Annotated in this window: 19 protein-coding genes; 13 read left to right on the forward strand and 6 right to left on the reverse strand. The window is 74.2% G+C overall.

Annotated features, from left to right (window positions below; all coding sequences use genetic code 11):
• Nucleotides 1–97 precede the first annotated feature (97 nt).
• The 10 genes from GNZ18_RS11195 to GNZ18_RS11240 are packed head-to-tail and all read left to right on the forward strand — an operon-like array spanning nucleotide 98 to nucleotide 14,830.
• Entirely contained in the window at nucleotides 98–4,993 is a 4,896-nt protein-coding gene (locus GNZ18_RS11195; protein ID WP_156216155.1) for a DUF4082 domain-containing protein, read from the forward strand.
• 28 nt (nucleotides 4,994–5,021) lie between these two features.
• The gene (locus GNZ18_RS11200; protein ID WP_156216156.1) at nucleotides 5,022–6,092 is read left to right on the forward strand and encodes a Gfo/Idh/MocA family protein; all 1,071 of its coding nucleotides are present in this window, start codon (nucleotides 5,022–5,024) and stop codon (nucleotides 6,090–6,092) included.
• Nucleotides 6,089–7,057: an NAD-dependent epimerase/dehydratase family protein gene (locus GNZ18_RS11205; protein WP_156216157.1), complete on the forward strand. Its 969-nt coding sequence runs from the start codon at nucleotides 6,089–6,091 to the stop codon at nucleotides 7,055–7,057. Before GNZ18_RS11200 ends, GNZ18_RS11205 begins: the two co-directional genes overlap by 4 nt.
• Complete coding sequence (locus tag GNZ18_RS43625; RefSeq protein WP_156216158.1) at nucleotides 7,054–8,253, forward strand: glycosyltransferase; 1,200 nt, start codon at nucleotides 7,054–7,056, stop codon at nucleotides 8,251–8,253. Before GNZ18_RS11205 ends, GNZ18_RS43625 begins: the two co-directional genes overlap by 4 nt.
• Nucleotides 8,250–9,392: a DegT/DnrJ/EryC1/StrS family aminotransferase gene (locus GNZ18_RS11215; protein ID WP_216651234.1), complete on the forward strand. Its 1,143-nt coding sequence runs from the start codon at nucleotides 8,250–8,252 to the stop codon at nucleotides 9,390–9,392. Before GNZ18_RS43625 ends, GNZ18_RS11215 begins: the two co-directional genes overlap by 4 nt.
• Nucleotides 9,389–10,627, forward strand: coding sequence for a glycosyltransferase (locus tag GNZ18_RS11220; protein ID WP_156216159.1), 1,239 nt, complete (start codon nucleotides 9,389–9,391; stop codon nucleotides 10,625–10,627). The genes GNZ18_RS11215 and GNZ18_RS11220 overlap by 4 nt, the downstream gene beginning before the upstream one ends.
• A complete protein-coding gene (locus tag GNZ18_RS11225) occupies nucleotides 10,624–12,081 on the forward strand; it encodes an oligosaccharide flippase family protein (protein ID WP_156216160.1) in 1,458 nt (485 codons plus the stop codon). Before GNZ18_RS11220 ends, GNZ18_RS11225 begins: the two co-directional genes overlap by 4 nt.
• Nucleotides 12,074–12,751: a NeuD/PglB/VioB family sugar acetyltransferase gene (locus tag GNZ18_RS11230; protein ID WP_156216161.1), complete on the forward strand. Its 678-nt coding sequence runs from the start codon at nucleotides 12,074–12,076 to the stop codon at nucleotides 12,749–12,751. Before GNZ18_RS11225 ends, GNZ18_RS11230 begins: the two co-directional genes overlap by 8 nt.
• On the forward strand, nucleotides 12,748–13,845 hold the full coding sequence (locus GNZ18_RS11235) for a DegT/DnrJ/EryC1/StrS family aminotransferase (RefSeq protein WP_156216162.1): 1,098 nt from the start codon (nucleotides 12,748–12,750) through the stop codon (nucleotides 13,843–13,845). Before GNZ18_RS11230 ends, GNZ18_RS11235 begins: the two co-directional genes overlap by 4 nt.
• A gap of 22 nt (nucleotides 13,846–13,867) precedes the next feature.
• A complete protein-coding gene (locus GNZ18_RS11240) occupies nucleotides 13,868–14,830 on the forward strand; it encodes a right-handed parallel beta-helix repeat-containing protein (RefSeq protein ID WP_156216163.1) in 963 nt (320 codons plus the stop codon).
• 16 nt (nucleotides 14,831–14,846) lie between these two features.
• Here the strand turns inward: GNZ18_RS11240 and GNZ18_RS11245 are convergent, their stop codons facing one another.
• Both GNZ18_RS11245 and GNZ18_RS11250 read right to left on the reverse strand, forming a co-directional pair.
• The gene (locus GNZ18_RS11245) at nucleotides 14,847–16,163 is read right to left on the reverse strand and encodes an O-antigen ligase family protein (protein ID WP_156216164.1); all 1,317 of its coding nucleotides are present in this window, start codon (nucleotides 16,161–16,163) and stop codon (nucleotides 14,847–14,849) included.
• Between the two features lie 7 nt (nucleotides 16,164–16,170).
• Nucleotides 16,171–17,169: a YveK family protein gene (locus GNZ18_RS11250; RefSeq protein WP_156216165.1), complete on the reverse strand. Its 999-nt coding sequence runs from the start codon at nucleotides 17,167–17,169 to the stop codon at nucleotides 16,171–16,173.
• Nucleotides 17,170–17,338: 169 nt separating this feature from the next.
• Between GNZ18_RS11250 and GNZ18_RS11255 the strand changes: the two genes are divergently transcribed.
• Entirely contained in the window at nucleotides 17,339–18,001 is a 663-nt protein-coding gene (locus GNZ18_RS11255; RefSeq protein WP_156216166.1) for a hypothetical protein, read from the forward strand.
• On the opposite strand, the gene GNZ18_RS11260 is transcribed toward GNZ18_RS11255, so the two are convergent.
• The 4 genes from GNZ18_RS11260 to GNZ18_RS11275 form a co-directional block, all read right to left on the reverse strand.
• The gene (locus tag GNZ18_RS11260; protein WP_156216167.1) at nucleotides 17,919–18,755 is read right to left on the reverse strand and encodes a WecB/TagA/CpsF family glycosyltransferase; all 837 of its coding nucleotides are present in this window, start codon (nucleotides 18,753–18,755) and stop codon (nucleotides 17,919–17,921) included. The two genes, GNZ18_RS11255 and GNZ18_RS11260, sit on opposite strands and share 83 nt — an antisense overlap.
• Before the next feature lie 2 nt (nucleotides 18,756–18,757).
• Nucleotides 18,758–19,972, reverse strand: coding sequence for an amino acid adenylation domain-containing protein (locus tag GNZ18_RS11265; RefSeq protein WP_156216168.1), 1,215 nt, complete (start codon nucleotides 19,970–19,972; stop codon nucleotides 18,758–18,760).
• Complete coding sequence (locus tag GNZ18_RS11270; RefSeq protein WP_214617110.1) at nucleotides 19,969–20,511, reverse strand: class I SAM-dependent methyltransferase; 543 nt, start codon at nucleotides 20,509–20,511, stop codon at nucleotides 19,969–19,971. The genes GNZ18_RS11265 and GNZ18_RS11270 overlap by 4 nt, the downstream gene beginning before the upstream one ends.
• Before the next feature lie 347 nt (nucleotides 20,512–20,858).
• Nucleotides 20,859–21,875, reverse strand: a complete 1,017-nt coding sequence (locus GNZ18_RS11275) for a TolB family protein (protein ID WP_216651235.1) — start codon at nucleotides 21,873–21,875, stop codon at nucleotides 20,859–20,861.
• Nucleotides 21,876–22,097: 222 nt separating this feature from the next.
• Here GNZ18_RS11275 and GNZ18_RS11280 point away from each other — a divergent pair, with 222 nt between their 5' ends.
• Together GNZ18_RS11280 and GNZ18_RS11285 are read left to right on the forward strand one after the other, a co-directional pair.
• Complete coding sequence (locus tag GNZ18_RS11280) at nucleotides 22,098–23,555, forward strand: sugar transferase (protein ID WP_156216170.1); 1,458 nt, start codon at nucleotides 22,098–22,100, stop codon at nucleotides 23,553–23,555.
• A gap of 55 nt (nucleotides 23,556–23,610) precedes the next feature.
• Nucleotides 23,611–24,008: UDP-N-acetylglucosamine 2-epimerase (locus GNZ18_RS11285; RefSeq protein WP_173390731.1), on the forward strand; the 398-nt coding region annotated here is incomplete at its 3' end.

Consider the following 24,008-nt stretch of genomic DNA (forward strand, 5'->3'; position numbering starts at 1 on the left):
GAGCGCGGGCCAATTCGTGCCCGTTAATCGGGGTGGGCCGGGGGTCTCGTTCAGACGTCCACGGTTCTGCTGGCGGGGTTGGCCCCGAGGGGGACTGATGGCCTGGTCGAAGGTGTCTTGGAAACGGCGCTCGGACAAACCACGCGCCAAGCGGCGCACGCGCAGGTCGATGGTCCTGTTCGCGCTGGTGGCGGCACTGGTCGCGACGGGTCTGGCCGCGCTGGCGCAGCCCCCGGTGCAGGCCGCGGCGGGGCCCTGCGAGACCGGCGGAAATCCGGTCGCGTGCGAGAATAGCAAGCCCGGCTCGCCCTCTTCGGAGTGGGAGAAGATCTCCGGCGGCGGGCAGACGATCGAGGGTTTCTCGGCGAACTTCAGCGTCAATGTCGGGCAGCAGGTCCAGTTCAAAGTGAACACGCCCGCGCGGTCGTACTCGATCGGCATTTATCGGATGGGCTATTACGGCGGAGCGGGGGCCCGCAAGGTCGCGACCGTGAACCCGTCGGCGGCGCTGCCGCAGCGCCAGCCCGGCTGCCTCACCGACGACGCGACCGGGTTGATCGACTGCGGTGGCTGGGGCGTGTCGGCGAGCTGGCAGGTCCCGGCGGACGCGGTGTCGGGCGTGTACTTCGCGCACATCGTCCGCACCGACGGCACCGACGACGACAACCACATCGTGTTCGTCGTCCGCGACGACGCGAGCCACTCCGAGCTGCTGTTCAAGACGTCCGACACCACCTGGCAGGCCTACAACCGGTGGGGCGGCAACAGCCTGTACTTCGGCGACAGCACCGCCGCCCCGGGGCGCGCGGTGAAGGTCAGCTACAACCGCCCGTTCGACACCCGCGAGAGCACGCCGTGGGGGCGCGACTTCGTGTTCGCCAACGAGTACCCGATGATCCGCTTCCTGGAGGCGAACGGGTACGACGTCAGCTACATGGCCGGCGCCGACGTCGACCAGCGCGGGTCGCTGCTGCGCAACCACAAGGCGTTCATGTCGGTCGGGCACGACGAGTACTGGTCGGGCGCCGAGCGGGCGAACGTGGAGGCCGCGCGGGACGCGGGCGTCCACCTGGCGTTCCTCAGCGGCAACGAGGTGTTCTGGAAGACGCGCTGGGAGAACGACAGGGCCGGCTCCGCGTTCCGGACGCTCGTCACCTACAAGGAGACCCGCGCGAACGCCAAGACCGACCCGACCCCGACGTGGACGGGCAGCTGGCGCGATCCCCGGTTCAGCCCGCCCGCCGACGGCGGCCGCCCCGAGAACGGGCTGACCGGCACGATCTGGACGGTGAACTGCTGCGGCGTCGCGCTGAAGGTGCCCGCCGCCGACGGGAAGATGCGGCTGTGGCGCGGCACGGCCGTGGCGGGGCAGGCGGCCGGGGCGACGATGACGCTCGCCGACCAGACCGTCGGCTACGAGTGGGACGAGGACCTCGACAACGGCGCCCGCCCGGCCGGGGTGGTCCGCATGTCCACGACCACGGCGGACGTGCCGGAGAAGCTCATCGACTACGGCACGAACGTCGCGCCGGGCCGGGCGACGCACAGCCTGACGCTGTACCGGGCGCCGAGCGGCGCGCTGGTGTTCGGCGCGGGGACCGTGCAGTGGTCGTGGGGGCTGGACGCCGTCCACGACGGCCCGTCGGAGGCGCCGTCCTCGCCCGACCCGAACATGCGGCAGGCGACCGTCAACCTGTTCGCCGACATGGGCGCGCAGCCCTACCAGCTCCAGGCCGGGCTGACCCGCGCGACGGCGTCGGCCGACCACTCCGCGCCCGTCTCGACCGTGACGTCCCCGGCGCCGGGCACGCAGATCGTCAACGGCCGGACGGTCACCGTGACCGGCACGGCCTCGGACGCGGGCGGCGGCCAGGTCGGCGGCGTGGAGGTGTCCACCGACGGCGGCGCGACCTGGCATCCGGCGACCGGGCGCGGCACCTGGACCTACAAGTGGGACGCGACCGGCAACGGGCCGGTGGCGATCCGGACGCGGGCGGTGGACGACAGCGGCAACCTGGAGGTCCCGGGCGCGGGGACGTCGGTGGCGGTGGCGTGCCCGTGCCGCCTGTTCGGCGACTCGGCCGTGCCCGCCGTCCCGTCCGACAGCGACACGGCGTCGCTGGAGGCGGGCGTGAAGTTCAAGTCGGCGGTGTCGGGCTGGGTGACGGGCGTCCGCTTCTACAAAGGCACCGGGAACACCGGGACGCACACCGGCAGCCTGTGGAAGAGCGACGGCACCCGGCTGGCGGCCACGACGTTCACCAACGAGACCGCCTCGGGCTGGCAGACCGCCGAGTTCCCGACGCCGGTGCAGGTCGACGCGGGCGCGACGTACGTGGTGTCCTACTTCGCGCCCAACGGCCACTACTCGGCCGACCCCGAGTTCTTCTCGCTCAACCCGTATGTGCGCCCGCCGCTGACCGCGCCGAAGGCCCAGCCGGACGACGGGAACGGCGTCTACCGGTCCGGCGCGAGCGGCTTCCCGAACTCGACCTACAAGGGCGGCAACTACTACGTCGACCCGGTGTTCGTCACGGTCAAGCCGCCGGACACGATGCCGCCGACCGTCGTGGACAACACCCCCTACGCGGGCTCGTCCAGCGTGAAGACGTCGGTCAAGCCGTCGGTGACGTTCAGCGAGCCGATCCAGGCGGGCAGCCCGACGCTCACGGTGAAGAACGGCACCGCGTCGATCGCGGGCACGACGAGCCTGGACGCGTCCCGGACGGTGCTGACGTTCACGCCGTCCGCGGCGCTGCCCGCCGGCACGAAGCTGACCGTGACGGCCGGCGGCGGCAGGGACGACGCGGGCAACGCGATGCAGACCTACGGCTACTCGTTCACGACGGCGAGACCGACGCCGCAGCCCGGCGTGTGCCCGTGCAGCATCTGGGCCGACGAGACGGCCCCGGCGATCGAGGGCGTCAACGACCCGAACGAGCTGGAGGTCGGCGTGCGCTTCACCGCCGACACCGACGGCTTCGTCAAGGGCGTCCGGTTCTACAAGGGGCGCAACAACGACGGCACCCACATCGGCACGCTGTGGACGGGGACCGGGCAGCAGCTCGCGAACGCCACCTTCAGCGGCGAGTCCACGCTGGGCTGGCAGGAGGTGACGTTCTCCACGCCCGTGCGCGTGACCGCCGGGATCACCTACGTCGCGTCCTACCACACGACCAAGGGCTGGTACTCGGCCGACTACGGCGGGCTGAGCCGCGCGGTCGCGAACCCGCCGCTCACGGCGCTCGCCGACGGCGGCGGGGGCGGGGACGGCGTGTACAAGTACGGCGCGCGCGGCTTCCCGAACCTGTCGTCGGGCTCCACGAACTACTGGGTGGACGTGGTGTTCTCGCCGCCGCCCGACACGACGCCGCCGACCGTCGCGTCCAGGTCGCCGGGGGGCGGGGCGACGAGCGTCCCGTCCAGCGCGAAGGTCAGCGCGACGTTCAACGAGGCGGTCAGGCCCGGGACGGCGACGTTCACGGTCGCGGGTCCGGGCGGCCAGCCGGTCGCGGGCGGCGCCGCGCTCGACGCCTCGGGACGGGTGCTGACGTTCACGCCGTCCGCCGGGCTCGCGGCGGCCACCACCTACACCGCGACCGTCGGCGGCGCGAAGGACATCGCGGGCAACACGATGTCCGGCACGACGCAGTGGTCGTTCACCACGTCGGGCGCGTGCCCGTGCACGCTGTTCGCCAGCGACGCGGCCCCGGCGACGCCGTCGTCGGGCGACGGGAACGCGCTGGAGGCGGGCGTGAAGTTCGCGCCCGACCAGAACGGCTGGATCTCCGGCGTCCGGTTCTACAAGGGCGCCGGGAACACCGGGACGCACACCGGCAGCCTGTGGAAGACCGACGGCACGCGCCTCGCCACCGGGACGTTCGCGAACGAGACCACGTCCGGCTGGCAGACGATGACGTTCTCCGCGCCGGTCCCGGTCACCGCCGGGGTCACCTACATCGCGTCCTACTTCGCGCCCAAGGGCAACTACTCGGCGGACGGCGGCTACTTCGGGGCCGCCTACGAGAACGTGCCGCTGCGCGCGCCGTCCGACGACACCGCGAGCGGGAACGGCGTCTACGCCTACAGCGCGACCTCGCGCTTCCCGAACCAGACCTACGGCGCCGCGAACTACTGGGTCGACCCGATGTTCTCGACGGTCGCGCCCGGCGACACCGCGCCGCCGACGGCCGAGGCGGTCGACCCGGTGGACGGCGCGACCAGCGTCCCGCGCGCGGCGCACCCCTCGGCCACCTTCGACGAGGCGGTGCAGGGCGCGACGGTGCGGTTCACGCTCACCGGCCCCGGCGGCGTCGCGGTGCCCGGCTCGGTGGGCTACGACCCGGCGACCCGCACCTCGGTCTTCACGCCCGCCGCGCCGCTGGACTGGCGGACCAGGTACACCGCGCGGGTGCAGGACGCCAAGGACCTCGCGGGCAACACGCAGACCACCGCGAAGACCTGGTCGTTCACGACGGCGAAGCAGACCACGCCCGGCACCTGCCCCTGCTCGGTCTGGACGGACGAGGCGGCACCGCAGCTCGTCGACGACGACGACCCGGCGTCGGTGGAGCTCGGCATGAAGTTCCGCGCCGACTCCGACGGCTGGGTGACCGGCGTCCGGTTCTACAAGGGCGCGAACAACACCGGGACGCACACCGGCTCGCTCTGGAAGCCCGACGGCACGCGCCTGGCCACCGCCACGTTCGGCGGCGAGTCGGCGGCGGGCTGGCAGGAGGTCGCGTTCTCCACCCCCGTGCAGGTCACGGCCGGGACGACCTACATCGTGTCCTACCTCGCGCCGAACGGCCACTACTCGGCGAACGTCGGCGGGTTCGAGAACGCGGGCGTGGACGCGCCGCCCCTGCACGCGCTCCGCGACGGCGACGACGGGCCCAACGGCGTGTACGCCTACGGGCCCGGGGGGTTCCCCGGCAGCGGGTCCAGCTCGAACTACTGGGTCGACGTCGTCTTCACAAGCACCCACCCCTGAGGAACCACGACCTGAGGAGTACGCCCTGATGGAACCCATCGGCCTCGCGGTGGTCGGCGCCGGATACTGGGGCCCGAACCTGGTCCGGACGGCGCAGGCGACCCCGGCGCTGCGGCTCAGGTGGCTGTGCGACCTGGACGAGGAACGCGCCCGGACGGTGCTCGGGCCGTACACGACCGTCCGGGCGACGCCGTCCTACCGGCAGGTGCTGGACGATCCCGACGTCGCGGCGGTCGCGATCGCCACGCCCGCCGCGACGCACTTCGAGCTCGTCCGGGCGGCGCTGGAGGCGGGCAAGCACGTCCTCGTCGAGAAGCCGCTGACGCCGAGCGCCGCGCAGAGCGCCGAGCTGGTCGACCTCGCCGCCCGGTACGGGCTGGTGCTGATGTGCGACCACACCTACTGCTACACCCCGGCCGTCCGGAAGATCCGGGAGCTGATCCACGGCGGCGAGATCGGCGACGTCCAGTTCGTGGACTCGGTGCGCATCAACCTGGGGCTCGTCCAGCCCGACGTGGACGTGCTGTGGGACCTCGCCCCGCACGACCTGTCGATCCTCGACCACGTGCTGCCCGCCGACGTGACCGTCGAGGCCGTCGCCGCGCGCGGCAGCGACCCGATCAACGCCGGTCGGCTGTGCGTGGCGCACCTGTCGGTGCTGCTGTCCACCGGGGTCATGGCGCACGTCCACGTCAACTGGCTCAGCCCCACCAAGATCCGCACGACGGTGATCGGCGGGTCGCGGCGCACGATCGTGTGGGACGACCTGAACCCCGTCCAGCGGCTCGCGGTGTACGACCGGGGCGTGGACCGCGCCCCGGCGGGCACGCTCGGCCAGGACGAGCGGCACGAGGCGCTGGTCTCCTACCGGGTCGGCGACGTCCTCGTCCCGGCGCTGCCCGAGCGGGAGGCGCTGCGCGAGGTCATGGCCGAGCTGGCGGACGCGATCACACAGGAGCGGCCCCCGCTGACCGGCGGGGACGCGGGGCTGCGGGTCGTCGCGCTGCTGGAGGCCGCCGACCGCAGTGTCGCCGAGGGCGGCGCGCTGGTCCCCGTCCGGCACGTGGCAGAGAGCGACGTCATGAAGGAGCACGCATGATCGAAGGATCCCGCTGCCTGGTCACCGGCGGCGCGGGGACGATCGGGTCCACCGTCGTCGACCAGCTCGTCGCGGCGGGCGCCGCCGAGGTGGTGGTGCTGGACAACTTCGTCCGGGGCCGCCGCGCCAACCTCGCGGGGTGCCTGGACGGCGGCGTGGTCCAGGTCGTGGACGGCGACATCCGCGACCGCGACCTCGTCCGGACGCTGATGGAGGGCACCGACCTGCTGTTCCACCTCGCCGCCATCCGCATCACCCAGTGCGCCGAGGAGCCGAGGCTCGCGCTGGAGGTGCTGGTCGACGGAACCTACGAGGTGGTCGAGGCGGCGGCCGACGCGGGGGTCCGCAAGGTCGTCGCGTCCTCGTCGGCGTCGGTGTACGGGATGGCGCAGGTCTTCCCGACCGCCGAGGACCACCACCCCTACGACAACGACACCTTCTACGGCGCCGCGAAGACGTTCAACGAGGGCATGCTGCGCAGCTTCCGCGCGATGCGCGGGCTCGACTACGTCGCGCTGCGGTACTTCAACGTGTACGGGCCGAGGATGGACGTCCACGGCCTGTACACCGAGGTGCTGATCCGGTGGATGGAGCGGATCACCGACGGGCGGCCGCCGCTGATCCTCGGCGACGGCGAGCAGACGATGGACTTCGTGTTCACCGAGGACATCGCCCGCGCGAACCTGCTGGCCGCCGAGGCGCCGGTGAGCGACGCGGCCTACAACATCGGCTGCGGTGTCGAGACGAGCCTGCGCGAGCTGGCCGAGGCGCTGCTGCGGATCATGGACGCCGAGCACCTCGGCCTGGAGTTCGGGCCCGCCCGCGCCGTCAACGGGGTGGCGCGCCGCCTCGCGGACGTCTCGGCCGCCCAGCGCGACCTCGGCTGGAAGGCGCAGGTCGGGCTGGAGGAGGGGCTCGGCCGGCTGGTCGCCTGGTGGCGGGACGCCCGCCGGGAGCCCATGTGATCATCTATTTCGCGGGGACGCCGTACGACGGCGTGGCCGGGACCGACCGGCAGCTCGCGGAACGGCTGGGCGACATGCACCCCGTCCTGTACGTCGACCCGCCCGTGTCGCTGCTGACGCCGCTGCTGCGCCCGCACCTCGCGAGCGCGTTCCGCGGGTCGTCGCTGCGCCGGGAGGCGGACGGGGTGTGGCGGATCCGGCCGCGCGTGCTCCCCGCGATGTACCGGCCGGGCATGCACCACGTGACGGCCATGCTCGTGCGCCGCGCCGCCCGCAGGACGGCGCGGCGCCTCGCGCGCCGGGTCGGCGGCGCGGCCGGCGGCGGGGTCGCGGGGGTCGTGGTCGCGACCCACAGCGACCTGCTGGACGCGGTGAAGGACACCCGCACGGTGCTGTACGTCACCGACGACCTGGTCGCGGGCTCGGAGCTGATCGGGCTGCCCCGGCAGCGGGTCGCCGCCGCGCGGGACTCGATGGCCGCGCGCGCGGGCGCCATCGCCGTCTGCTCGCCGCTGCTGCGCGACCAGTTCCGGGAGCGGGGGTTCGCGACGACGCTCGTCCCGAACGGCTGCGCGCCCGAGGCGTACGCGGCGATCGAGGACGAGCCGTGGCCGCGCGACGTCCCGAGGTTCGACCGCCCGGCGGTGGGGTTCGCCGGGCACATCAACGCGCGCATCGACCTCGGGCTGCTGGAGGCGATCGCCGACGCCGGGCACCCGCTGGTCCTGATCGGGCCGCACGACCCCGGCCACCACCCGGTCCGGTTCCGGGCGCTCATCGGGCGCCCGAACGTGTACTGGGCGGGCCGCAGGAGCTTCGCCGAGCTGCCCGCCTACCTGCGCACGATCCGGGTCGGGCTGACGCCCTACCTGCTGGACGACTTCAACCGGGCGAGCTTCCCCATCAAGACGCTGGACTACCTCGCCGCCGGCCGCGCGGTCGTGTCCACCGACCTGCCCGCGACGCGCTGGCTGCGCGACTTCCCCGACGGCCGCGAGCTGATCAGGTCCGAGTCGACGCCGCGCGGGTTCCTGCGCGCGGTCGAGGAGGAGCTGGCCGCCGAGCCGACGCCGGAGCTGGTCGCGCGGCGCCGCGCCTACGCCGCCGGGCACGACTGGGGCTGCCGCGCGCGGCAGCTCGCCCGGCTCGTCCACTGTGATCCCGTCTCACCCGCACTGGAGGAACCCGCACCGTGATCCCCGTCATCAGGCCCGTGCTGGGCGAGGAGGAGGCCGCGGCCGTCGCCGCGGTCGTCCGCTCCGGATGGGTGGCCCAGGGGCCGCGCGTCGCCGAGTTCGAGACCGCGTTCGCGCGGCGGGTCGGCGCCGCGCACGGCGTCGCCGTCTCCTCCTGCACGACCGCGCTGCACCTGGCGCTGCTGCTCGCGGGCGTCGGCCCCGGGGACGACGTCGTGGTCCCGTCGCTGTCGTTCATCGCGACCGCCAACGTCGTCCGGCACGCGGGCGCCCGCGTCGTGTTCGCCGACGTCGACCCCGCGACCGGGAACATGGACGCCAAGCACGTCGAGGCCGTCCGCACGCCCCGGACCCGCGCGGTGATCCTGGTCGACCAGGCCGGGATCCCCGCCGACCTCGACGCGGTGCGGGGGCTGTGCGACCCGCTCGGCATCGCCGTCATCGAGGACGCGGCGTGCGCGGTCGGCTCGACCTACAAGGACCGCCCCGTCGCGGCGGGCGCCGACCTCGCGGCCTGGTCGTTCCACCCGCGCAAGCTGATGACGACCGGCGAGGGCGGCATGCTCACCACCGGTCCCACCACCGGCCCCACCACCGACGCCGAGGGCCTCGCCCGGCGCGGGCGGCGGCTCCGCGAGCACGGGATGAGCGTCAGCGCCGCCGACCGGCACGGCAGCGCGAAGGCGGTCGTCGAGGAGTACGACGAGACCGGCTTCAACTACCGCATGACCGACATGCAGGCCGCGATGGGCCTGGTCCAGCTCGGCCGGCTCGACGCGATCATCGAGCGGCGCCGGGAGCTGGCCGCGCGGTACCGGCGGCTGCTCGCCGAGATCCCCGGCCTGGCCTGCGCGGGCGACCCCGGGCACGGCACGACCAACTTCCAGTCGTTCTGGATCCTGCTGCCCGACGGCTACGGCACCGGCCGCGACGCGCTGCTCCAGCACCTGCTGGACGAGGGGATCTCCGCCCGGCGCGGGATCATGGCGGCGCACCGCGAGCCCGCCTACGCCGACGTCCCGGCGGACCTGCCCGCCACCGACCGGTTCACGACCCGCTCGCTGATCCTGCCGCTGTTCCACGACATGACCGAGGCCCAGCAGGACCGGGTGGTCGAGGCGGTGGCGGCGCGCGCATGAGGATCCTGGTCTACCCGCACGACATGGCGATCGGCGGCAGCCAGATCAACGCGATCGAGCTGGCCGGGGCCGTGCGCGACCTCGGCCACCGGGTCATGGTCGTGAGCGACCCCGGCCCGCTGGTCGAGCGGGTGCTGGCCGCCGGGATCGAGCACGTGCCGCTGGACCCGGGGCGCCGCCGCCCGTGGCCGTCGACCGTCCGGATGCTCGGACGGCTCGTGGAGGAGCGCGGAATCGACGTCGTGCACGGCTACGAGTGGCCGCCGGGCCTGGAGGCGTTCTACACCGCGCGCCGCCGCCCGGGCGTCGCGGCGGTGTGCACGGTGATGTCGATGGCGGTCGCGCCGTTCTTGCCCGCCTCGCTGCCGCTCGTCGTCGGGACGCACCAGATCCGGCGGGACGTGCTGGAGCGGCGGGGCCGACGGCCGGGCGCCGTGCACCTGATCGAGCCGCCCGTCGACGTCCGCGCCAACTCGCCCGGCCACCCGACCCGCGCGTTCCGCGCGCGCTTCGGCCTGCACGAGGGGCCGCTGGACATCGTGGTCGTCTCCCGGCTGGCCGCCGAGCTGAAGCTGGAGGGGCTGCTCACCGCGATCGACGTCGTCGGCGGGCTCGCGACCGACCCGCCGCTGCGGCTCGTCGTGGTCGGCGACGGGGCGTGCCGCGACCAGGTCGAGGCCCGCGCCGCGCAGGCCAACGCGCGGGCCGGCCGCCGCGCGGTCGTGCTCACCGGGCAGCTCGACGACCCGCGCCCCGCCTACGCCGCCGCGTCGATCGCGCTCGGGATGGGCGGGTCGGCGCTGCGGTCGCTGGCGTTCGCGCGGCCCCTCGTCGTCCAGGGCGAGCGCGGGTTCTTCGAGCCGCTCACCCCCGAGACCGAGCCCACCTTCCTGGAGCAGGGCTGGTACGGCGTCGGCGGACGCGGCGCCGCGCGGCTGGAGGAGATCCTGCGCGACCTCGCCCGCGACGAGGCCCGCCGCGAGGAACTCGGCGCCTACGGCCGGAGCCTCGTCACCGAGCGGTTCAGCCTCGAACGCGCCGCGCAGGTGCAGGAGGAGATCTACCGGGAGGCGCTGTCGGCCGCGTCCGGCACCGCCCGGGACGCGGCGGTCACCGCAGTCCGCGTCGCCGGCTACAAGCTCGCCCGCAAGGCCCGCAAGCTGCGCGGCCCGGTCGCCCGCGACGACTTCAACGCCGTCGCCGGCAAGCCCCTCCCGAAGGAGGGGCCGCGGTGAGCAGGCTGACCGTCGGCGACGAGGACTCCCTGTTCGGCAAGGCGTCCCGCGCGCTCGGCTGGAGCCTGGTCAACACCGCCGTCGGGCGGCTCGGCACGCTCGCGATCGGCATCGCGCTCGCCCGGCTGCTCGGCCCGTCGGAGTTCGGCGTGTTCGCGGTCGCGATGGTCGCGCTGCTGGCCGTGCTCAGCTTCCACGAGCTGGGGGTCAGCCTCGCGATCGTCCGCTGGCCTGGCGACCCGCGCGAGATCGCCCCGACGGTCGCGACGATCTCCGTCGCGTCCAGCGCCCTGATCTACGCGGTGTGCTTCGCCGGGGCGCCCGCGTTCGCGACCGCGATGGGCGCGCCCGCCGCGTCCGGCGTGATCCGGCTGCTCACGCTCAGCGTCGTCGTCAGCGGCGTCGTCGCGGTGCCCGCCGCGCTGCTGCAACGCGGCTTCCGGCAGGACCGCAAGATGCTCGCCGACCAGGCCAACAACTGGGGCGGCGCCATCGTGTCGATCGCGCTCGCCGCGACCGGCACCGGCGCGATGAGCCTCGCCGTCGGGCGGCTCGCCGGGTCCGCCGCGTCCGCCGTCCTGCTGGTGTGGGCGGCGCCCGAGCCGCTGCGGTTCGGGTTCGACCGGGCCCGCGCGCGGGCGCTGCTGCGGTTCGGGCTGCCGCTCGCGGGGTCGAGCGTCGTCGTGTTCGCGGTCGCCACCGTCGACCAGGTCGTCGTCGGGCACCTGCTCGGCGCGACCGCGCTCGGCTTCTACGTGCTCGCCTTCAACCTGTCCAACTGGCCCGTGACGATGTTCTCCCAGCCCGTCCGCAGCGTCGCGCCCGCCGCGTTCGCGCGGCTCCAGCACGACCCGCCCGCGCTGCGCGGCGCGTTCCTGTCCACCGCCGGGCTGCTCGCCGGGCTCACGCTGCCCGTCTGCCTGCTGCTCGCGGGCGCCGCCCAGCCGCTGATCCGGCTCGTGTACGGGGCCGACTGGGGCCCGGCGGCCGACGCGCTGCTGTGGCTCGCGATCCTCGGCGGCCTGCGGATCATGTTCGAGCTGATGTACGACTACTTCGTGGTGCTCGCCCGCTCCCGCGCGGTGTTCACCGTCCAGCTCGTGTGGCTGGTCGTGCTGGTCCCGGCGCTGGTCGCGGGCGCGCACTGGTACGGCATCCCGGGTGTCGGCGCGGCGCACGTCGCGGTCGCGGCGGGCGTCGTGCTCCCGTTCTACCTGTGGGAGCTGCGGCGGGCCGGGGTCGGGGCGCGCGCCGTCCTCGCGCGGGTCGCGCCGCCCGCCCTCGTCGCCGCGACCGTCGGGCTCGCCGCCGCGGCGGCGCACCTCACCCTCGCCCCCGACATCGCCGCGCTGGCCGTCGCCGGGCTCGTCGCGCTCGCGGCGATGGGGCTGCTGTTCCACCGCACGCGCGGCGCCCTCAGCGGCCTGCGGACCCTGGAAGGCGCCGATGCCTGACTCCCCGCCCGAACCGCGCGGGCTCCTCATCTACGGCGCGGGCGGCTTCGGACGCGAGACCGCGCAGGCCGTCACCGCGCTGCCCGGCCGGCGGCTGCTCGGCTTCGTCGACGACGACCCGGACCGCGCCGGCGTCCTCGTGGACGGCGTCGCGATCCTCGGCGGCGCCAAGGCGGTCGAGGCGGCGCCGGACGCCCAGGTCGTCGTCTGCGTCGGCAGCCCCGCCGGCTACGACGGCCGCCGCCGCATCGTCGAGCGGCTCGGCCTGCCCCCGGCCCGGTACGCCACGCTGCTCCACCCGTCCGCGTGGGTGTCGCCGTCCTCGCGGATCGGGCCCGGGTCGGTCGTGCTCGCCCAGACCGTCCTCACCGCGTCCGCCCGCGTCGGGGCGCACGTCGCGATCATGCCGCACGTCACGGTCACCCACGACGACGTCGTGGAGGATTACGCCACGATCGCCTCGGGCGTACGGCTCGGCGGCGGCGTGCGCGTGGGCGCGGGCGCCTACCTCGGCGCCGGGGCCCTGATCCGGCAGGGCGTCGAGATCGGGCCCGGGGCCCTCGTCGGCATGGGCGCGGTCGTGCTGCGCGACGTGCCCCCCGGCGAGGTCTGGGTCGGCTCGCCCGCGCGCTACCTGCGTCCCGCACCGCACCGGAAGGAAGCCCCATGACCGAGGTCCCCTTCGTCGATCTCGCCGCCGCGCACGCCGAGGTCGACCGGCAGGTCCGCGCGGGGTTCGACCGCGTCCTCGCCAAGTGCGCGTTCGTCCAGGGCCCCGACGTGGCCGCGTTCGAACGCGAGTACGCCCACTTCAACGGCGCCCAGCATGCCGTCGGCCTCGCCAACGGCACCGACGCGCTGGAGCTGGCGCTGCGCGCGCTGTTCCACCTGCGCGGCACCGGCCCCGGCGCGGAGGTCGTGCTGCCCGCCAACACCTTCGTCGCGACCGCCGAGGCCGTCGTGCGCGCGGGCGCCCGGCCCGTCCTGGTGGACGCCGAGCCCGCCGACCTGCTCATGGACGCCGACCTCGCAGCCGCCGCCGTCACCCCGGCGACGGGCGCGATCGTCCCCGTCCACCTGTACGGGCGGCTCGCCCCGCTGGAGCGGCTGCTGCACCTCGGCCCGCCGGTGCTGGAGGACGCCGCGCAGTCGCAGGGCGCGGCCAGGGACGGGCGGCACCTCACCGGCGCGATCGCCGCGACCAGCTTCTACCCCGGCAAGAACCTCGGCGCCTACGGCGACGCGGGCGCGGTCGTCACCGGGTCGGCGGAGCTGGCGCGGACCGTGCGGCTGCTGCGCGACCACGGCAGCGAACGCAAGTACGAGCACGAGATCGTCGGGTTCAACTCGCGGCTGGACACCCTCCAGGCCGTCGTGCTGCGCGCCAAGCTCCGCCGCCTGGAGGGCTGGAACGAGCAGCGCCGCGCCGCCGCCGCCCGCTACGCCGAACTGCTCGCCGGGATCCCCGGGGTCGTCCTGCCGCGCCCGGCGGGCGAGGAGCACGTCTGGCACCTGTACGTCGTCCGCGTCCCCCGGCGCGACGAGGTCGCCGCCCGGATGGGCGACCTCGGGATCCGGGTGGGGATCCACTACCCGGTCCCCGTCCATCTCCAGCCAGGGTTCGCCTACCTCGGCCATGGGCCCGGCGACTTCCCGGTCGCCGAGGCCGCCGCCGGGCGGATCCTGTCGCTGCCGATGTTCCCGCAGATCACCGAGGAGCAGCAGCAGCGGGTGGCCGACGCCCTGCGAAAGGCCCTCGGATAGTTCTTCGCTAGGGAGGAACCGCATGCGCAAGCTCGTGCCCGCGATCACGGTCGCGGCGCTGTGCCTGGCCGGCTGCTCGGACGGGGAGGAGGGCGCGAAGGCGAGCGCCACCGCCCCCGTCCCCCCGCCGGTGTCCCAGCCCGCCGCGCCCACCGGCCCGACCGTGTCGGTGCCGCCGCTGGAGTTGAAGTCGCCCGCGCCCGCCGGGGGCGAGGGCTCCCGCATCACCTGGCCCGACCTGAAGACGGTCGGGGTGCCGCGCGGGCGGCGGCTCAGACCGAGCGGGCCCATCACGATCCGCAAGCGCGGGGCGGTCATCGACGGGCTGCTCGTCCGGACGGAGATCAACGTCGCCGCCAGCGACGTCACGATCCGCAACACCCACCTGGTCGGCGCCGGGCAGTGGGGCATCATCCAGCGCAAGGGCGCGAGCGGGCTGCGGGTGGAGAACTCCGAGATCAACGGCGACGGCCGCACGAAGGTGCAGTACGGCATCCTCAACCAGGGCGGGATGGTGACCGTCCGCAGAAGCTACGTCCACACGGTCGCCAACGGCATCAACACCGACCACGGGCTCATCGAGGACTGCCTGATCCAGAAGCTCAAGGAGTTCCCCGGCGACCACGTCACCGGCGTGCAGTCCAACTCCGGGCCGGCTCCCGGGCTGTCGCTCGTCGTCCGGCACAACGTGGTGCTCAACCCCGTCTCGCAGACCTCCGCGATCTCGATCTACCAGGACTTCGGCCGCGCGCACGACGTCACGATCGACGGGAACCTGCTCTCCGGCGGCGGCTACGCGCTCTACGGCGGGAAGGGGCGGTTCGGCCGCACGTCCAACATCAGGGTCGTCCGGAACGTGTTCAGCCGGAAGATGTTCCGCAAGGGCGGCTTCTTCGGCCCGGTCACCTCGTTCGAGCCGCGCGGCCCCGGCAACGTCTGGAAGGGCAACGTGTGGGCGGAGACGGGCAAGGCCGTCCTGCCGTGAGCCCCCGCCGTGAGGTTCAGTCCTCGCGGGACAGGCGCCACAGAGCGCCGCAGCAGCCGAGCGTCAGGAACATCAGCGTCGCCACCATCGGGAAGCTGAACGCGTCGAACGTCCCGAACGACAGCAGGGCCACCGCCATCGACGCGGCGTAGCACTGCGCCAGGTGGGCGGTCTCGCGGTCCCCGCGCGCGAGGAGGGCGCGGCGCGCCGACCGGGCGAGGAACCAGCCCGACAGGATGACGGTGAGCAGCACCAGGACCCCGACCAGGCCGGTCTCCACCAGCGACAGCAGGTACTGGTTGTCCAGGATCCGGTACGTCTGCGGCAGGTAGGTGCCGAAGCCCTGCCCGAACCACGGCCGGTGCGCGACCGACTCCCCGATCACGACGTAGTCGTTGGTGCGGGTGACCGTGCTGGAGTCGGAGCCGATGTCGGAGACCAGCCCGGTCAGCGTGCCGATCAGCCCCGGCACCAGCGCGCGCAGCGCGACCATGAACACGCCCAGCACGAGCACCGCCGTGACCCGCCACACCACGGGCCAGATCGGCAGCACGACCAGGCACACCACCGCCAACCCGAGGACGGCCGACCGCGACACCGTCATCGGCAGCACCAGCAGGATGATCGCGACCAGGAACCAGCGCCGCCCGCGCCGCCCCTCCCCGGCGTAGACGGCGCCGTGCAGCGCGAGCGGCAGCAGCATCGCCATCACCACGCCGAACTCGATCGGGTGGGTCGCGGTCGCCATCGGCCGGTTGAACTCGTCGCGGCTCAGCAGCGAGGTGTAGTTCGTGCTCGTCGTCAGGCCCGGGAACGCCAGGTGCCCGGCGAGGTCGAAGCCGGTGAAGAACTGGAGGCAGCCGACGACCGCGATGGCGCCGCCGCCCGCCACGAGCCGCCGCCGCACGGCCTCCAGCCGGTCCAGGCGCTCGACGCCGTCGGCGGCCAGCAGCGCGATCCCCGCCCATCCGGCGGTGAGGATCAGCCCCCGGTCGGCGGCGTTGCCCTCCAGGCCCGGCAGCGTCCGCTGCATCGCCGCCGCGTACGAGCCGAGCATCGCGCAGACGAACAGGACCATGACCGTGCGGACGGGCTGGCGGCCCTGGACCGGCGACGTCCGCCCGGCGATCATCGAGCTGAGGTACCAGAACAGGCACAGCACGGCCATGATCCCGGCGGGGGTGCCCGCCGCGCCGAGCGGCCCCACGACGAACCGCGCGGGCACGACCGTGAGCACGAACACGAACACGCTGAGCACGGTGACGACGTCCACCCGGCCGAGCGGGGGACGTGTCGCGACCGGCCGGTCGTCGGGTGCCGTGAGCAGGGCCATCGGCGGGCTAGGCGTCCGGCTCGGACATCTCGGCGGGCTCGGACCCCCACTGCGGCCGGGTCCCGTTGGTGCGCGGGGCCTGCGAGTCGAGCAGGCCGTAGGTGTCGGGCGTGTCGGACGCCCTGGACCTGGGCTTGCCCCTGGCCTCCGCGGCCCCCGGCGCGTCCGGCGCGGGCTCCTCCGGGCCTGCCGTGTCCGAGGTGTCCGGGGCGTCCGACGTGTCCGCCCGGCTCACCGTCCCCATCCGCCGGGGCAGGGCGCCGCGCCGCGCCGGAGGCGGCGCGGCCTCGCGGGTGCTGGGCTTGGGCGTCTCCAGCCGGTGCGGCCCGGCCGAGGCCGCCGTGTTCGGCGGTTCGGTGCGGTCGGGGGGAGGCGCTCCGGCCCGTCCGCCCTCGCGGCCCCGGCGGCGGCGCTCGGACAGCACCTCGGCGAACAGCGGCACCGCCACGGTGACCGCCAGCCCGAGGAACAGCGTCATCACGACCAGGCGGATCTTGTCGGTGGACACCCGCGTCGCCTGCGGGGTCGCGCTGATGACGTTCATCCTGATCTGCGCGTGCGGCGCCACGCTCTCCTGCGCCTGGAGCCTGGCCAGCCGCTCGGGCACGACGGCGAGCAGCGCGTCGAGCGTCGCCTTGGTGCCGGCGGCGTCGGAGCCGCTCGCCTCGATGGCCAGAACCGGTCCGGTCGAGTCGGGCGCGACCCCGACCACGTAGCCGGCGGTCCCGCCCTTCGCCCGGATCGCGGCGGCCGTCCGCGGGTCCATCATCTCCCGGCCGACGACCTCCGCGGTGACCGTCAGCGAGCTGTCGAAGACCAGCCACGGGTTGCCGCCCGCCTGCTTGGCCTGGACGGGCGAGGAGAGCAGTACCGCGGTGGCCTTCGCCTCGTACTTCCACGGCGTGACCAGGGCGATCGCGCCCGAGCCCGCCAGCGCCGCGAGGAGCAGCGGCACCGTCAGCCACCATCTCCGCAGCAGGGTCCCCACCCAGTCGAGCAGATCCACCGGTCTCCCCTCACGCGCCCGTCGTCCCTGTGACGGCCGTGCCCGGCCGTGCCCCTCCGCCGCCGTCATGGTCATCCGGCCGGTACCTCGTGGCCACACCCGGCGAGCACGCCCGTCCAGCGCCTCTCCCATGCCACGATGTCACGCAATCGTGGGACTGGAGCGGTTTGTGGCGATACGAGATTTCGTGGTCGCGCTGCGGCGCAACCCGCTGGTGACGATCCTCGCCGTGGTCTTGACGGCGCTGGCCGTCGTGCGCGTGGAACTGGCCGCGCCGCGCTACGAGGCGCGCACGGTCGTCACGTTCCTGACGCCGCCCTCGTCGTTCCCCCGCAACGTCTACGCGAGCTTCACGCCCGCGCTCGTCACGATGGCGGAGGTCTCGTCCCGCTGGCTCGACTCGGCGGACGGGCGGCGCGCCGTCCGCGCGGCGGGCGGCCGCGGCGGGTTCGAGGTCGCGCTCGCCAACCGGGGCAACCAGGAGCAGCCCATCCACGACCAGCCCTACCTCGTCCTGACCGTGAGCGCGGGCAGCGCGGAGGGCGCGCGGGGGACGCTGCTGAAGCTGCTCGGCGTGCTGAACGACCGGGTCCGCTCGGTGCAGGCGTCCCAGGGCGCGCGGCCCGGCTCGTTCATCACCTGGCGGGTCGCGGCGGGCAGCGACCGGGCCGTGCCGGCGACCGGCCGGCCCTCCCGCGCGTTCCTCGCGATCGCGCTGATCGGGGGGATCGGCGGGACGTGCGCCGCGGTCACGGCCGACCGCCGCCGGAGGCGGAGGACGAGCGCGCCGAGCGCGACGACCGGCCCCGCCCGGGCGTCCGCTTCCGCGTGACCTCCAGGGCCACCTCCCGCGCCACCAGGACGACGAACGCGAAGTTCGTGGTGAAGTAGCGGGGCCCGAGCCGCATCGGCTCCTGGATGCAGCGGTAGAGCCACTCCAGCCCGCGCCGCTGCCACCACTCCGGCGCGCGGCGCACCTCCCCGGCGAGGACGTCGAACGTCCCGCCGACGCCGTGCACGACCTGCGCGCCGGTCCGCGCCGACCAGTCCTGGACGAACAGCTCCTTCATCGGCGAGGAGACGCCGATGAACAGCAGGTCGGCCTCCGCCGCGCGGATCTCGTCGGCGACGCCGGGGGCCTCGGCGGTGGAGAAGTAGCCGTGCCGCGTCCCGGCCACGACGAGGCCGGGGAAGCGGCGGCGGACCTCGGCGACCGTCCGGTCCAGGACCTCCTGCCGGGCGCCGAGGAAGAACACGCGGTGGCCGCGCCGCTCCGCCTCGGGCAGCAGCGTCAGCATCAGGTCGATGCCCGCGACCCGCTCCGGCAGGGGCCTGCGCAGCAGCGCGGAGGCCCACACGACCGACTGCCCGTCGGCGAGGACGAGGTCGCAGCCGAGCACGGCGCGGCTCAGCCGGGGGTCCTTGCGCAGCCGTACGATCTTCGCCGCGTTCAGCACGCCGATCGTGATCGGCGACCGTTCCTCGACCGCCTTGACGCAGCGCGCGACGGTCTCGTCGATGGTCAGCGGGTCCAGGTGGACGCCGAGGAAACGCCGCCGGTCCGGCTCGGAACGCTGCGCCTTCATCGTCACTCCCGTGCGGTGGGGGAGAGCCAGGTGTGCAGAAGCCACCCGAGCTCGTAGGGACGGCACTCCCGGTCGATCGCGACCGGGGGGAACCTTCGGTCAAGGGAGCGGAACCGCAGGCCGGGGCGCAGCCTCGTGGACGCCGCGCGCACACCCCGGACGACCTTGCGGGGGTCGTCCCTGGCGACCTTGCGCCAGGTCATGACGGGTTCGCCGGGCTCGCCGCCCGGCAGCAGCGACGCGCCGGTCTCGGCCGGCGCGGTCAGCCACCGCACGCCCCTGGCGATCGCCGCGAGCCGCCCGTCCCCGCCCGCGTCGGCGAGGTCGAGCAGCGCCATCGGCGCCATCGCGTGCTGGTGGACGCTGTAGACGGGGTAGCCCTCGACGACCCCGCCGGTGCGGGCGTCGTAGTGCCACCACCACTGGCCCGCCGCGCCCTGCGCCGCGCAGATGCGGCCCGCCACCCGGTCGGCGGCGGCCACCGACCGGTCGTCGCCGATCCGGGCCAGCGCCTGGACGGGGTAGACCTGGTCGGCGAAGCAGCCGACGTGGGCGCGGTAGCGCGGGACGAGGCCCGTGCCGCCCACCTCGTGCGCGAACAGGGGGCGCCCGTCCAGCCCGGCGAGCAGCCGGTCGCGGGCGCGTTCGAGGTGGCCCTCGGTACCGGACGCGGTGCCGGACGCGGCGCCCGCGTCGCGCGCGGCCGCCAGCGCCGAGGCGACCCACGCCGCGTCCACGGTGAAGACCGGCCGCTCTCCCGGCCGCTCTCCCGGCGGGTCGGCGGCGGCGAGCCGGGCGAGCGCGGGCTCCAGCGCGCCGTGGCCGGTCTCGGCCGCCGCCCAGCAGATCAGCGCGATGTCGCCGAGCGAGGTGATCTCCCCGGGCCCGGTGTCGCCCAGCCGGGCGACGAGCGCGCCGACCACCTCGGCGACCGAGTCGCCGCCGAGCGCCGCGCGCTGGTCGTCCTCGGGCAGGAACGCCGCGCCGAGCGCGACGATGGCCGCGTACCGGACGCTCGTCCCCGCCGGGCGCGCCGGGTCGCCGCGCATCGTGAAGACGAACCCGCCGTCCTCGCTGGTGCGCATCCTCGGCAGGCCCCGGAGGGCGCGCCGCAGCAGCTCGGCGACCACGTCGCGGGCGGCCGGATCGGTCTCGGCGAGGCGCCGCAGCCGGGGCCCGTCGGTGCGGGCCAGGGAGCCGCCCCCGGTCACGCTCACGAGCGCTTCACCGCGACGAGCGACTTGGTCAGCCCGGCGACCCGCTCGGACAGCACCACCGAGTGCGGGAAGTAGGCGCGCATCTCGGTGCGGCTGAGCAGCTCCACGTCCAGCACGGCGCGCAGCGCCGCCGCCCGGTCGGCGGGCGGCGTGTGCACCAGCGGCCAGTGCCGGGCCACGGTCGCCCGCGCGGCGGCGGGCAGGAACTGCATGCCCGGGCACACCCAGTGCGGCTCGACCGGGAAGTACCGGTAGGGCGTCTGGATCCAGTGCCGGTCGGCCAGCCGGTGCACCGCGTCGGCGAACATGCGGCGCCGGGCGTGCCCGCCGACGTGCTCGACCACCGAGTTCGAGATGACCAGGTCGTAGTCGCCCGCGAGGATCTCGGCGGGCAGCTCGCAGGCGTCGGCGTGGTCGGAGCGCAGCCAGGAGGGCAGGTCCTCCGGCGGCTTCTCCAGGTTGACGATGTGCACCGACGCGGGCCGCACGGGCGCGCGTCGCCACGCCTCCGCCGTGCCGCCGAGGTCGATGACCGCCATCGCCTCTAGCCCGGGAAAAGTCGCGCGCAGCCAGTCCCACCGGCGCGCCCGAAACCGCGCGCCGACAGAACCGGGCGCGTCCACGAATTGGTTGCGGAAAGCGTGCAGCCGACTCAACAGTTCACCCCGTCCAATGTCGCGCTCATTATTGGTCGGAGTAGCGCTTGGAAAGCCAGGGTTCACGGTGGCCGACTTTGGACAAGGGGGGCCGGTAAACTTCCCGGGGGGTCACGGAGACGCGGGTCTTGATAACGCGGTGGGTCGGTGCCCGCGCTGCGCTGGTCCGGTCCAGCGAACGCGGGGCGGGGTGCTGCCGGGGCCATCGCCCCCGAAATTCGGACGGGTATTCAGCGGGTTGCGGCCGGGGAGAAGGCGTCGGCGAGCAGCAGGCGTGGCGCGCCGGTCCCGTCGGCCGGCACCGTCCACACGTCGGTGCCGCCGCCGCGCAGCAGCCCGTAGCCGACGGTCCGGTCGTCGATCCAGACGGCCTGGTCGTCCACCGAGGCGCGCTCGGCCAGCGCCGTCTCCCGCATCGTGCGCAGGTCCAGGACGTGCAGCCGCCACGGCCGCGCCGGGTCGCCGGTCGCCTTCTTGAACGCGAGCCGGGTGCCGTCCGGCGACAGCGAGGGGCACTCCAGGTTCGTCCGCAGGGTCCGCATCGTGCGAGTGCTCACCCGGCCCTCGACCAGGTAGGTCCGCTCCTTGGTCCGCGCGGTCGCGTAGAAGCGGTCGTCGTCTCGGGTGAAGGTGACGCCCCAGTAGTTCAGGTCGGCCGACCAGTTCCGCCGCCCGTCCTGGAGCAGCCGGAACTTCTCCAGGTCAAGCCACAGCCGCCCGGTCCTGCGGTCGAACACCCCGGTCCGCGTCGAGAGGTTCTTGCTCTGGTAGTTGTGCCCCTCCACGAACGTGGTCCAGGAGATCATCCGCCCGCTCGCCGACACCTGCGCGCGGCTCGGCGTGCCCTCGACGGGGAACAGGTGGGAGCGCCGTCCCCGCTCGTCCAGGACGATCGCGTACGTCTGGGCGACGGCCTTGCGCTCGACCGTCAGGCACACCCCGGTGCCGCCGGCGGTGTGCACGCGCACGCACGGCGTCTCGGTGATCGTGCGGCTGTTCGGGCTGGTCACGACCGGCGCGCCGGGCGCCCCCGCCAGCCGCACCACCGCGAGCCGGCCCGCCGTCGGCCCGGTGCCGCCCTGCCGGAACACGAGTTGGCCCGGCCTGCCGAGGTCCGGCGCCACCGCGCCGACCGGGCGGGCGGGGGCGGTGGTATGCCCGGATTCGTCGGTGCCGCAGCCGGACATGAGCGCGGCGAGCGCCGCCGCCACCGCCGTGCCGGAGATCGCCTTGCCGGGGGTCCTCACGGCGTCAGGGTAGGTTCCGGTCACCCTCCCCTAGCTCACCCGACCGAATCCGGCCATCCTGACAAGGGCGGTTCACCGCGTCCTGTTATGGCCACACGCCACTGCCGTGCATTACCTTCCCTTTAACCGCGAGAACTGGCAGCTTAACTGTCGGGTCAGACCCGCATTCGTTCCTTGGAGGGGGAACGGAAGCGGTCTCGGGGAGGAGCGGGGGATGCCCGCATGAGTTTGGTCGATCGTCCTGAAACGACCGTGACACTACGGCCCGCACGACGATCGGGAGGTGCTCGCGGTTGGGTTTCCGATCATGTTCGTCTCGCTATTACTCTGGATTTCTGCTGTGCGCTGGCGGCAGGCGTCAGCGGGTTCGTGTTCCGGTTCGGTGACGACGCCGTCGCACCGCGTCCGGACGCGGCGCTCGCCGCCACGCTGCCGTTCATCTGGGTGTGCTGGGTCGCCGCGACCCGCGCCTACGAGGCCCGGTTCTTCGGCGCCGGCACCGAGGAGTACCGGCGCATCTTCGACGCCGGGATCAGCCTGACCGCCGCCGTGGCGGTCCTGTCCTACGCCACGAAGGCCGAGGTCGCACGCGGGTTCGTGGTGTTCACGCTGCCGGTGGTGACGTTACTGAGCCTGCTCGGCCGCTACCGGCTCCGCAAACACCTGCACGGCCGCCGCGCCAAGGGCGAGTGCCTGCGCCGGGCCGTGGCCGTCGGCCACCGCCAGGCGGTGGCCGAACTCGTCCGCGAGTTCGGCCGCGCCCGCCACCACGGCATGCAGATCGTCGCCGTGTGCCTGCCCGAGGACGGCGGGCCCGCGCGGGTCGGCGGTGTCCCGGTCGAGGGAGGGATGGACGAGGTCGCCGAGGTCGTCCGGCGCTGCCACGCCGACACGGTCGCCGTCCTCGCCTGCCCCGAGCTGGCCGGGGTCGAGCTGCGGCGGCTCGCTTGGCGGCTGGAGAAGACCGACACCGAGCTGCTCGTCGCGTCCGCGCTGCTGGACATCGCGGGGCCGCGCACGTCGATCCGCCCCGTCGCCGGGCTGCCGCTGCTGCACGTCGAGCACCCGGAGCTGACCGGGACGCGGCGGGTGCTGAAGGCGCTGTTCGACCGGACGGCGGCGGCGGTCGCGCTGGTGCTGCTGAGTCCGCTGTGGGCGCTGACGGCGCTGCTCATCCGGCTGGACGACCCGGGCCCCGCGTTCTTCTCGCAGGTACGCGTCGGCCTCGGCGGCCGGGCGTTCCGGATGCTGAAGTTCCGCACGATGGTCGTGGACGCCGAGCGCCGCCGCCGCGAGCTCACCGACCCCGACCCCGCGCGCGGGGTGCTGTTCAAGCTCCGCGACGACCCGCGGGTCACCCGGCTCGGGTCCCGGCTGCGGCGCTGGTCCATCGACGAGCTGCCGCAGCTCGTCAACGTGGTGCGCGGCGAGATGTCGCTGGTCGGGCCGCGCCCGCCGCTGCCCGACGAGGTCGACCGCTACGGCGAGGACGTGTTCCGGCGCCTCGCGGTCAAGCCGGGCATGACCGGGCTGTGGCAGGTGAGCGGCCGGTCCGACCTGTCGTGGGAGGAGTCGGTGCGGCTCGACGTCCGGTACATCGAGAACTGGTCGCTGTTCCTGGACGTGCAGATCCTCTGGAAGACGCTCGCGGCCGTGACACGCGGCTCGGGAGCCTACTGACGGGCGGCCCCCCGGGCCGCCCGACCGGCGGCCCGGCGGGCGGCGAAGGGAAGAAATGATCACCTCGATCGCGCACGTGCTCGGCACCCGGCCGAACCTGGTCAAGGCCGCGCCGGTGGTCGCCGCGCTCGGCGACCTGGACCAGAGCGTCCTGCATACGGGCCAGCACTACGACGAACGCCTGTCGAAGGTGTTCTTCGACGAGCTGGGCCTGCCCGAACCCGACGTGAACCTCGGCGTCGGCTCGGGCGGGCACGCCGAGCAGACGGCGGCGGTCATGGTGGGTCTGGAGCGCGAGTTCGTCCGGCGCGCCCCGGACCTCGTCGTCGTGTACGGCGACGTGAACTCGACGATCGCCGCCGCGCTGGTCGCGGCCAAGCTGCACATCCCGGTCGCCCATGTGGAGGCCGGGCTGCGCAGCTTCGACATGACGATGCCGGAGGAGGTCAACCG

Origin of the sequence: Actinomadura litoris, from assembly GCF_009733595.1 — a bacterium.
Classification (GTDB): Bacteria; Actinomycetota; Actinomycetes; order Streptosporangiales; family Streptosporangiaceae; genus Spirillospora; species Spirillospora litoris.